General features: G+C 36.0%; 10 protein-coding genes. 8 read left to right on the top strand and 2 right to left on the bottom strand.

What is annotated here, in order from left to right; translation table 11 throughout:
- Positions 1 to 9 precede the first annotated feature (9 nt).
- Positions 10 to 654 (bottom strand): LPS export ABC transporter periplasmic protein LptC, encoded by a 645-nt coding sequence (lptC, locus tag ABD917_RS01150; RefSeq protein WP_345118253.1) that lies wholly within the window; start codon positions 652 to 654, stop codon positions 10 to 12.
- Positions 655 to 847: 193 nt separating this feature from the next.
- On the opposite strand from lptC, the gene ihfB reads away from it, so the two are divergent.
- The 8 genes from ihfB to ABD917_RS01110 all read left to right on the top strand — a co-directional run bounded on the left by ihfB (position 848) and on the right by ABD917_RS01110 (position 8,686).
- The gene (gene ihfB / locus ABD917_RS01145; RefSeq protein ID WP_035009128.1) at positions 848 to 1,126 is read left to right on the top strand and encodes an integration host factor subunit beta; all 279 of its coding nucleotides are present in this window, start codon (positions 848 to 850) and stop codon (positions 1,124 to 1,126) included.
- Between the two features lie 8 nt (positions 1,127 to 1,134).
- Entirely contained in the window at positions 1,135 to 1,431 is a 297-nt protein-coding gene (locus ABD917_RS01140) for a lipopolysaccharide assembly protein LapA domain-containing protein (RefSeq protein WP_345118252.1), read from the top strand.
- A 161-nt stretch (positions 1,432 to 1,592) separates the two neighbouring features.
- The gene (locus ABD917_RS01135; RefSeq protein WP_345118251.1) at positions 1,593 to 2,525 is read left to right on the top strand and encodes a class I SAM-dependent rRNA methyltransferase; all 933 of its coding nucleotides are present in this window, start codon (positions 1,593 to 1,595) and stop codon (positions 2,523 to 2,525) included.
- Positions 2,526 to 2,527: 2 nt separating this feature from the next.
- Entirely contained in the window at positions 2,528 to 3,361 is an 834-nt protein-coding gene (locus ABD917_RS01130) for a TrmH family RNA methyltransferase (protein ID WP_345118250.1), read from the top strand.
- Between the two features lie 11 nt (positions 3,362 to 3,372).
- Entirely contained in the window at positions 3,373 to 3,876 is a 504-nt protein-coding gene (gene lspA / locus ABD917_RS01125; protein ID WP_345118249.1) for a signal peptidase II, read from the top strand.
- A gap of 556 nt (positions 3,877 to 4,432) precedes the next feature.
- The gene (locus ABD917_RS01120) at positions 4,433 to 6,274 is read left to right on the top strand and encodes an MFS transporter (protein WP_345118248.1); all 1,842 of its coding nucleotides are present in this window, start codon (positions 4,433 to 4,435) and stop codon (positions 6,272 to 6,274) included.
- Between the two features lie 641 nt (positions 6,275 to 6,915).
- A complete protein-coding gene (locus tag ABD917_RS01115; RefSeq protein ID WP_345118247.1) occupies positions 6,916 to 7,689 on the top strand; it encodes a Bax inhibitor-1/YccA family protein in 774 nt (257 codons plus the stop codon).
- A 118-nt stretch (positions 7,690 to 7,807) separates the two neighbouring features.
- The gene (locus ABD917_RS01110) at positions 7,808 to 8,686 is read left to right on the top strand and encodes an endonuclease/exonuclease/phosphatase family protein (protein ID WP_345118246.1); all 879 of its coding nucleotides are present in this window, start codon (positions 7,808 to 7,810) and stop codon (positions 8,684 to 8,686) included.
- Here ABD917_RS01110 and polA read toward each other — a convergent pair.
- Positions 8,683 to 11,589, bottom strand: a complete 2,907-nt coding sequence (polA, locus tag ABD917_RS01105) for a DNA polymerase I (protein WP_345118245.1) — start codon at positions 11,587 to 11,589, stop codon at positions 8,683 to 8,685. The genes ABD917_RS01110 and polA overlap by 4 nt on opposite strands.
- Positions 11,590 to 11,749 lie beyond the last annotated feature (160 nt).

Raw genomic sequence — 11,749 nt, 5'->3', positions numbered from 1 at the left:
GATGTGATCTTATTGCTTATCAAACACTAAATGCACACCACCATGAAAATAGATATTTTGTCCTTTTTCTCGAACTTGCAAAGCATTTGCGGAAAGATGAAAACCTGCACGCTGAATATTGACACGTTGATCTGTATTTAATTTCCCTTCAGATAAATTAATATTTGCGGCCATAAATTGTGCAATCATTCCGTCATTGGTTGTAATGGTGAATGGTTTATCCAACTGTAAACAACCATTGATATTATCGTAAAATCCCCCTTGTGCATCAAGAAAAACCCGTCTTTGTTTGCCAACAAGCGCTTCAGCTGTAATGTTTTGCAGCCCAATTGTTCCAGAACGTGTACGATCTTGAAATGCCTTTTCTGCTTTAAGCCAATAAGGTTCATGAGAGCGCGTATAACCTTCTAATTTGGGATTAAGCATTGTTAATTTTGTTATTCCTTCTTCTTCGTTATTCAAAGTTACAGGCTCAGAAGCAATCGGCGTAAAGAAAAATGTAAACCAGCAAAAAGAAAGTGCTGCTGCAAATGCCAACAGAGGTAAAAAAAACTTTAATATGATAATACGACGCGAATGACGGGATGCTTTTTTAAAAACGTCCACTAAAGACGATTGTGTTGAAAAAGCTTCATAATTATTGTGTACGGACATACTTTCCTAATCTCTTAAATGTTCCGTGTCTTTCAACCTGTATAACCTCTCTAAAAAGTATTTTCAAATTTTGTTTCTCGCAATTTGTTTTTTCTTGGTTTTATTTTCATTCGGTTATATGTTTATATATTGTAATGTGCGTGCATGGGATGCACAGTTATAGAAATTTTTTTTGTGTGAAAGTGAGGCTATTTTGGTTAAATCAGAGCTTGTACAGATTATTGCACGTCAAAATCCACATCTTTTTCAACGTGATGTGGAAAATATCGTAAACGCTATTTTTGAAGAAATTTCAACAGCGCTCGCAAATGGCAATCGTGTTGAACTGCGTGGATTTGGAGCCTTTTCTGTCAAAAGTCGTTCAGCCCGTAACGGTCGTAATCCACGAACCGGTGAAGCTGTTGTTGTTGAAGAAAAATGGATTCCTTTTTTCAAAACTGGCAAGGATTTGCGTGATCGACTTAATCAATGAGTAAATTTATGACAATTAAACGTGTCCTTTTTGTGATTATTTTGCTAATCCCTACGATGCTTCTGCTTGCTTTTATCGTAGCTAATCGTCAAATGGTTACATTAACGCTTGATCCTTTTCAAACAAACTCGGAAAATTTTACTTACCACGCTCCCTTTTTTATATGGCTCTTTATTTTTTTCTGTCTTGGTATTTTACTGGGAAGCTTGAGCAATTGGTTTGCATATCATAAATGCAAAAAAGCCCTCAAAAAAAGTAAAGCTGAGCTTGAAAAACTAAAAAAATCAATTACAGATATGGTATGATCTTCGTGAAATCTTTTCTTTATTGATTCAATACAGAATAAAAAGTGCCCTTTTTCTTTTTTCTATACATGATTTAATGGACTTTAATTCTTTGTGCTCTTGGAAAAAAGTGAAGAGCTTTGTAATATAAACTTGTAAAAAACTGTATAGTGATACCGAATATGCCTGCACAATTCTTTCAATCTTACCACAATGATAGATATCCGCAGGAGAACTTACCTGTTATTTTAGAAACAGGGTCAAGTGCAGATTATGCTCTCATTGACTCTGGTAACAGACAAAAATTAGAGCGTTATGGAGCTTACCGCATTATTCGACCAGAAGGCCAAGCATTATGGAAACCCGCTTTATCACAAAAGCAGTGGGCTAATGTTGACGCCATTTTCACAGGAAACCTCGATGAAGAAGGTGTTGGTCGTTGGCATTTTCCTAAAAAAACACTTGGTGAAACTTGGCCACTTTCTTGGAACGATTTACCTTTTTTAGGTCGTTTTACTTCCTTTCGTCACGTGGGAGTTTTTCCTGAGCAAGATGCTCATTGGCGCTTTATGGAAGAACAAATTGTTAAAGCTAAACGTCCTATCAAGTTGCTTAATCTTTTTGGCTATACAGGTATTGCTTCTCTGATTGGTGTACGTGCTGGTGCCAATGTTACACATGTTGATGCTTCTAAAAAGGCCATTGCTTGGGCAAAAGCAAATCAAGAAAGAGCACGATTATCAGATTATCCTATTCGCTGGATTTGTGATGATGCCATAAAATTTGTCGAACGTGAACTGCGTCGCAAAAAAACTTATGATATGATTCTTCTCGATCCTCCTGCTTATGGACGTGGTCCGCATGGTGAAATTTGGCAATTGTTTGATCATTTACCAGCTATGATCACAAACTGTCGTAAACTTCTCTCTGAAAAACCTCTTGCTATAGTACTTACTGCTTATTCCATTCGTGCTTCTTTCTATGCCCTTCACACTTTAATGCGCGATACATTCATAAATTTTGGTGGCACACTCGAATCAGGAGAATTGATTTTACGTGAAGAAACCGCTGGGCGCGCCCTTTCTACTTCTCTTTTTAGCCGTTGGATTGCTTGAACATGTGTATACCCAAAACTGGTAAGGTTAAAGAAATCACCTCTATTAGCAATCCCATTATCAAAGACCTGCGTGTACTCAACCAGAAAAAAAACCGTAATCGAGAAGGTCTTTTCATGGCAGAAGGATTGAAATTGGTCATTGATGCTCTCAATCTCGGTTGGACGATACAAACACTCGTTTTTTCGAAAAGCAAAATTGGTAATACCGCTATAGAAAACACCGCAGCACGCACTGTAGCCAATGGCGGTTTTGTCATTAAAGCTTCACAAAAAGTGATGGAATCACTGACTAGGCGTGATAATCCACAAACAGTTATTGGTATCTTCAAACAACAGTGGCAACCACTTGAAACAATCAAAGAACAGCTTGAGGATGTTTATGTTGCACTTGATCGGGTGCGTGACCCTGGAAATCTTGGCACCATCATTCGTACCGCTGATGCCGTAGGCGCTAAAGGCGTTATTTTGATTGGTGAAACAACAGATCCCTTTTCACCTGAAACAGTCCGTGCAACGATGGGATCAATTTTTTCTATACCACTTTATCATTGTGATGAAAGTGCTTTTTTAAACTGGTCTGATCACTTCAAAGGCATGATTGTTGGCACACATCTTAGAGGATCTACCGATTATCGTACAATTGATTTTAAAAACGGTCCCATTATACTGCTCATGGGAAATGAAAAACAGGGGTTAACAGAATCTCTTGCAAATCATTGCAGTAAGCTTGCACGAATTCCACAAAGCGGGCGTGCTGACTCACTTAATCTCGCGGTAGCAACCGCTATCATGCTTTATGAAATCCGCCGTCCTTATTTAATACTAGAACCATGAGAAATCAGAATATGATACGAAAATCACTGCTTTTTTTTCTTCTTGGCTTGATCGTTACAGTAGGACTTGACCAAGCAGTCAAATATTGGGTTATACACAATATGCCTCTTGGAACAATAAATCCGCTTCTTCCTTTTCTTTCCCTTTACCATGTGCGTAATTCTGGTATTGCGTTTTCGTTTTTTTCTTCCTTTTCTCACTGGGGGCTTATTGCTATTACACTTGCTATTATTGTGTTCCTTTTATGGTTATGGAAAAATACTGCATATAATAGATCTTTAATGCGTTTTGGTCTTACCCTCATCATTGGTGGAGCAATAGGCAATCTTATTGATCGTATGCGTTTTCACCATGTTACTGATTATATTCTCTTTCATATCGATGATATTCTTTATTTTGCCATTTTCAATCTTGCTGATAGTTTTATCACGCTCGGTGTCATTGCTATCCTTATAGATGAATTGCATATCTGGATTAAAAGCAAAAACGCTCCCCATAGCCCTTCTTCTGAATAAGAATGCTCTCCCCTTCTCAACATATTGCTCTTCAATAATGGTATCTAAAGAGAACGATATGTTGTCGGCTTTTATTTATAAATTTTGATTTAGAAAAACTCTTAGTTTGTTGCCTTTAAAAGATTATCTCTTTTAGATTTATGTTTCTCTCTTTCAATTTCTGTATAAAATTCCATAGCTCAAATATTAAAGCTTATTCTGATATAGAATTCTTTTATCATTTCAATAATTCATTACTTTATCGGTAAGTAATTAAAAACCGCTCTCTTGCCAAATGTAATATAAAATTATCCCGTTCCTGTTATTTTTATACTCTTATACTTATTCGAAAAACATCATGCATTTTAAAATTGAACGGTGGATGGTATGTACAAATCTACAATTCATACTAAAAGTTTTTTTGCTTTTTTTACCTGTTTATATTTATTCATTCAGACAGAAAATACAAATCTTTATTGACTTTAAAGCAAAAAACACAGTACATTTTTCCCTTTTTCTTGAGAAGAGAGCTATACTCTTTTACAGAGTATATGATTAAACGGTAAAGAGAAGAAAAATGAATAAAAAGAATTCGACTCCTCAAAAAAATTTTCTAAGCGCAGATGATCATTCTTTTTTATTGGGTTCGCGCGTTTTTGCTCCTCTGTTTTTGTGCCAATTTTTTTCTGCTTTTAACGACAATTTTATTAAAAATACTTTAATTTTCCTCATTATCACATGTGGTGCTTTAGAATACCAATCAAGCCTTATTAGTTTAACAAATGGTATTTTTTCATTTCCTTTTCTTTTATTTTCTGCAATAGGAGGTCAATTAGCTGACCGCTTTAATAAAGCAAAAGTTGCTCGTTTGCTTAAACTCTTTACTCTCTTTATCGCTTTAGCAACCGTGGTCTCTCTCTTATTATCTTCTATCACTTTACTTATGATATGTTTATTTATTCTTAGTTCTGCTTCAGCATTTTTTGGACCCATTAAGTATGCAGCATTACCAGACCATATAGCAAAGTCTCATTTACCACATGCCAATGCGTGGGTAGAAACAGCAACTCTTATTGCTATTTTACTAGGAACATTATGGGCTGGTATTAGTTTCGATTTTCAAAACGAAATGCAAATTATTTCGGCACTCATTATAATTATCTTTGCTATACTTTCGTGGGCGACAAGTTGTTTTATGCCAGAAAATATTCCTGCGCAATCGGATCTTATTATTGACTATAACATCATACGTTCTACCAAATCTGTTCTTAAAGACTGTATTCAAGAAAAACCCTTACTGGTTGCAAGCTTGATAATTTCGTGGTTTTTATTTGTAGCCGCCACATTCTTAACCATCATTCCAATGCTTTCTGCTTCTCTCGATTACCTTCCAAATGGAACTATTCTGTTTTTAACATTGTTTGCCATTTTTTCTTCTCTTGGATCTGCAATGTCAGCTTGGCTTTCCGCGAAACGAATTAACTTATTATTAACAGTTATAGGAATGTTTGTCTTTGCCTTTGTTTGCATAGACTTAAGTATTGTTATTAATAATCTTGATCCTAGATTAAAAGCTGAAACGCTTATTGATTTCTTTTCTCATCCGAAATTACTACATATTATCGTTGATTTTGCTCTAGCAGCAGTTTCAAGTACTTTTCTTGTTGTTCCTGGATTTTCCGCATTGCAAGCTTGGGCCAAACCTCATAGACGAGCGCGTGTTATTGCTGCTAATAACATTCTCAATGCTGCTGTTATAGTTATAGGATCATGTATTATTACTTTTATTCAATATCTTGGTGCTTCAATTGATAGAATAGTTCTTATTATTGGTATTAGCTCTTTAATAAATACAATTGCTATAGTAAAATATTTTCCTAGAAATCCTATTGTAGACTTTATTTTTATTTTGTTTCGAACCTTTTTTCGTTTAAACGTAAAAGGGTTGGAAAATTTTTCCAAAGCTGAAAAATATCCTATTCTTGCTTTTAATCATGTATCTTTTCTTAATGTTTCTCTGGCTCTAGCTATTTGTGAAATAACAAAGTTGCGCAATCCAGTTATTGTTGTTAATGCTCATACTGCGAAACTTTGGTGGATGCGTCTATTCACTAAATATATAAATGTTTTTCCTATCGATCTCACAAAACCGCTCACAAATCACTATTTTACAAATACAGAAATGCAAAAAAAGCCTGTTGTTATTTTTCTCGAAAAAAATATCTCTGTAACAAAAAACATCGTTGCGGATTCTGAAAAAAGCACTATGACCATTGATAAAATAAAGGTCGTTCCTATTAAAATTTATGGTTTTAAAAACTCTTTTTTTTCAGGTTTTTCTAAAACTCATAAACATCGTAGACTTTTCCCTACAATAACAGCTCTCATCCATGAACCTGTTGATTTTAATACGGTATAAAAAATTTCGTCTATCATCAATTTACTGGAAACGAACTGTTCTATATCATCTTTTGCATTTCAAGATTAAAGTATAGATCTATTCAAAAGTTCGTTAAAGTTTCCTGTTATCATAGAGTGTATACAAATATTATTAAAGATTGTCTTACTTAAGAAAGTACCTTTGCGTGGGAAGCATAATAAAATATTGAAGATCCTATAACCCCTCTAAGTTACAGATTTATATTCTTAACTTTTCGAAATTCCTTTTGGCTTAAAACCTGTTTACTTACCCTAAAATATTATGAGATTTTTACCTACCATCAATGAAACTATGCGGAAAATATAAATTTCTGGTATTTTCTCTTTAGGCAAACATCACTAAAATAGCTTCTCCAATTTTGTGAAAATTTACTAAAAAGATTTAAATCTTTCATTAATATCCTCCTTCATTACTAATTTGTAAGGTTTTTTGCCAAGATAAGTCTCTTGTAATTTTAAAATAAATCTCCATAATAAAGGGAGGTATGCTGGAATTTCGCCAGCGGCGCCTGGAGTTGTTTGTATATGCTAATAATAGTTTATACAAAATTGCTGTTATAATAACAGGGATTCTTTTAAACTCCAAAATCTGGCGGAACATATACTAAAGGACTTTATATTATGGCTGATTTCAAAAATTTACGTTCGGCGTCTGTTTCCCATGCCGATGCATCAATTGATCTAGGATTGCGCAGTTATATGCTGGGTGTCTATAATACAATGGCCATTGGTTTGCTTATTACAGCCGCTGCTGCTTATGCAGTTGCATCATTAGCAACGACAACAGATATGAGCCAGGCAGCCGCTCAAATCAATAGCAGTGTTTACTTAACTTCATTTGGAGTAACATTTTATACATCGCCACTTTCTTATATTGTTATGTTTGCACCACTCGTGGCGGTATTCTTCCTCAGTTTTAAAATAAACACATTGAGTACAAGTGCAGCCCGTAGCCTCTTTTTTGGTTATGCTGCTCTCGTCGGCTTCTCTCTCTCATCGATTGTTTTGCGTTATACACCGGAAAGTATTGTGCAAACCTTTATCATTACTGCAGCATCTTTTGGTGCTCTTTCACTTTATGGTTACACGACAAAGCGTGATCTCACAGCAATGGGTTCATTCTTTTTTATCGGTTTGGTCGGTTTAATGCTTTCCATGTTTGTGAATATCTTTCTTGCATCAAGTGCTTTGCAATTTGCTATTTCTGTGATTGGCGTATTCATCTTTGCTGGTTTAACAGCTTACGATACACAAAATATTAAGTTGATGTATTATGAAGGAGATCACGGTGATACAAAGGGACGTAAAATTATTATGGGAGCTTTGAGTCTTTACCTTGATTTTATCAATATGTTTGTCTTTTTGCTACAGTTTCTTGGCTCAAACCGTGACTGATTGCGAAAAACAGTGCCTCATTAAAAACCTTGTTTCTTTTAAGAAACAAGGTTTTTTTTGTTTAATACAAGCCTTTACTTTTTTCTTTTTAGTATATTAGCGTACCCTCTTTCATAAAATGACGAAGATGTCTTACAAGCAAAGATTTTCTCAGCTCACTGCACTTATCCAGCAAAATCTCTCTCGCTCCCTTTTAAACGCTATCCATAATCATTCTCGTCATCAGATAAATACAATCAATAAGAACAATCATTACGATCTTACCGTCGCCTCTTATAATGTTCATAAATGTATCGGTATTGATAAAATTTTTAATCCTACACGTATTGTGCGTGTTATTACTGAACTACAAGTTGATATCCTCGCTCTTCAAGAAGTAGATAAACGTTTTGGTGAACGTGTTGGTTTGATTGATCTTCAACTTTTAAAAACTGAAACAGGTCTTACTCGAATACCGCTGAATACCATGTCACCTAATGGTCATGGCTGGCATGGTAATGCTCTTTTTGTAAAAAAAGGGCATATACGAGATATCCTACAAATAACGCTTCCTAGCATTGAACCACGTGGTGCTGTGATTGTAGAATTGGAAATGAATACAAGTCTTATTCGTATTGTTGCCGCTCATTTTGGCTTATTACGTCACTCTCGTAATCAACAAATAAAAACACTTCTTGCACTTCTGCAGAAACGTCCTCTTATGCCTACACTCCTCATTGGTGATTTTAATGAATGGCGAACAGGAAAAAGTTCCTCTTTAAAGCATTTATCTCCCTATTTTGATAGCACACTTGGAATTGTACCAAGTTTTCCTTCTCGTTTTCCTTTTCTCGCTCTTGATAGAATTTTTGCTTTTCCTCATCAGCTTATAACAAATATTGAAAATCATCTTTCACCGCTTGCACGCATTGCCTCAGATCATTTGCCAATTAAAGCTTATCTTGATCTTGCCAATGCAACGACCCTTCTTAAAAACAAAATAAATGAAAAAGACTAATGTGCTTCATCCCAGTTTTCTGCAACCATGACTTTTACTTCAAGGGGTACAGATAAAGAAAGAACAGGCATTGTAGCGTTTTCCATAACCTTTTTAACAACAGTCATGGTCTTTTCACTCTCGTCTTCTGGTACCTCAAAAATAAGTTCATCATGCACTTGCAGTAACATCTTTGCTGACAGTTTCTCTTTTTGCAAAGCATCTTCCATATGAATCATGGCACGGCGAATAATATCTGCTGCCGATCCTTGAATTGGTGCATTGATAGCAGCACGCTCATTAAAAGAACGAACTTGTAGATTCGATGCTTTTATTTCTGGGTAATGGATACGACGTCCAAAAATTGTCTCTACATAACCATGTTGGCGTGCAAAAACTTTTGTCGTTTCCATATAGTCTTTAATTCCTGGAAACCTTTCAAAGTAGAGTTGAATATAACGTCCCGCTTCTTGCCGTGAAAGCCCCAACTGGTTGGCTAATCCAAAAGCTGAAATACCATAAATGATGCCAAAATTAATCGCTTTTGCACGCCGTCGTACATCTGGTGGCATTCCCTCTATCGCTACTCCAAACATTTGGGATGCTGTTATAGCGTGAATATCCTGCCCCTTAGCAAAAGCTTCCTTTAATGCCGTAATGTCAGCTATATGTGCAAGAATACGCAATTCAATTTGACTATAATCAGCCGAAAGCAAGACATGACCTTTTGGAGCAATAAAAGCTGTGCGAATTTTACGCCCCTCAGCGGTCCGTACAGGAATATTTTGCAAGTTTGGTTCTGATGATGACAACCGCCCCGTTGATGTTATTGCCAAAGAATAATTGGTGTGAACACGCCCTGTTTTTGGTAAAATATAAGAGGGTAAAGCATCTGTATAAGTCGATTTTAGTTTTGCAAGTTGACGCCAATCTATAATTTTACGCGGCAAAATATGCCCTTCTGCTGCCAATTCCTCTAAGGTCTGTGCAGAAGTTGACCACTGTCCACCCTTGGTTTTAGCTCCTCCAGGCAATCCTATTTTACCAAAAAGGATATCACCTAATTGCTTTGGTGAAGCAAGATTAAATTTCTCACCAGCCAGTTGATAAATTTCCTCTTCTAGAATAGCAGCAGCCTGTGCTAATTCTCCTGAAAGGCGCAACAGAATCTGTCTATCAATAAGAATTCCACGTTCTTCCATTCTTGCAAGAACTTCTATCAGTGGTTTATCAAGGCGTTCATAAATTTTTGTCATTCCCTGAGCGACAAGTTGTGGTTTTAAAACTTGCCATAATCGAAGTGTTACATCCGCATCCTCGGCAGCATAAAACGTTGCTCGTTGCAAATCTACCTCTGCAAAAGAAGTAATCTTTTTTCCGTTATATGTTAAATCCTTGTAGGCAATCGGTTTGTGTCCAAGCCAACGCTTAGATAAATCATCCATATTATGCATTAATGTTCCTGCATCTAAAGCATAGGACAACAGCATGGTGTCATCAAAACAGCGCATCACGATGCCATATTGTTTCATCACCAACAAATCATATTTTATATTCTGACCGATTTTTAAAATCGCTTGATTTTCTAAAAGTGGTTTCAAAAGCGCCAAAGCCTTTCCAGTTTCAATCTGTGCGGCAATACGTCCCTTTCCCAAAAGATCATCTCCCCCTTCAACATGTTCAAGAGGTATATAAGCTGCTTTTTCTGGTTGTAATGCCAATGAAAAGCCAACAAGTTTTGCTTGCAGAGGATCAAGTGACGTTGTTTCAGTATCAAATGCAAAAAAACCTTGCTCTTCTGCTTGCCATAACCACTCTTGCAAAATTTCTTCATCAAGAATTGTTATATAAGCATCTCTGGTAACTTTTTGAGTCAGTGCTTGATTTTTACGTTTTTCTGCTAACTCTTGTGGAGAATTCTCAGAAAAATTATGAGGTAGTGCACTATCTCCTTTCTTTACATCAGAATCACGCTCATATCTAGGTATTTCCCATTTAACATCTATATCAAGCGCATCAATAGCTGATGCATCACATGTCGTTGCTTCTGCCACACGATGCGTTAATGTTGAAAATTCCATAGCTTTAAGAAAACCAATTAAACGCGGACCATCTTGGGGCTCCAAAATGAAATCATCTAAATCATTGTCTACGAGGACATCTGTTTTAAGGCGAACGAGCTCACGAGAAATTTTTGCCTGTTCACTATATGCTTGAATATTCTCACGCCGTTTTGTTTGTTTTACTTCCTTCACACGCTGTAACAAAAGATCAAGAGAATCAAATTGATCTAGCAATTGGGCGGCAATTTTTGGACCAATGCCTGGAATACCTGGTACATTATCCGTTGTATCTCCAATCAAAGCTTGCAAATCAATCATTTTTTCAGGTGCAACACCCCATTTTTCTATAACTTCAGAAATACCTATATGTTTGTCTTTCATTCCATCATACAAAGAGACATATGTATTTACCAGTTGCATAAGATCTTTATCAGAAGAAATAATGGTTGTTTTTGCTCCAACCTTTGTTGCTAATGTTGCATAGGTTGCAATTAAATCATCCGCTTCAAATCCTTTCTTCTCTATACAAGGCAAATTAAAAGCCTTTGTTGCTTGACGTATTAACGCAAATTGAGGGATAAGATCTTCAGGTGGTGTTTCCCGATTGGCTTTATATTGTGGATAAATTTGTTTTCTAAAAGTATCGGATGAATAGTCAAAAATAACGGCAAAATGCGTTGGAACAACACCCGTAGCGGTATTGCGCGCATCACAGAGTAATTTCCATAGCATATTACAAAAACCAGCTACAGCTCCTACAGGAAGGCCATCCTTTTTGCGCTTTAAAGGTGGTAAAGCATAGTAAGCACGAAAAATATAGCCCGACCCATCAACCAAAAAAAGATGATCTGTTGCTTTCATGACAATTTTATCTCTCCATTTCAGCCTAAAAATAATGCACTCTTATACATTTTTTTTGCTCTTATTATAAAATTTATCAATCTGCCTCTAAAAAGCCATTTTTTGTTTTCATAAAGTATGAAGTCGCTACACTTTATATTCGGTACCTAGAGCTTTTCTT

Source organism: Bartonella pachyuromydis, from assembly GCF_039543065.1.
GTDB classification, from domain to species: domain Bacteria; phylum Pseudomonadota; class Alphaproteobacteria; order Rhizobiales; family Rhizobiaceae; genus Bartonella; species Bartonella pachyuromydis.
This window is presented reverse-complemented; position numbering and strand designations above follow the sequence as displayed.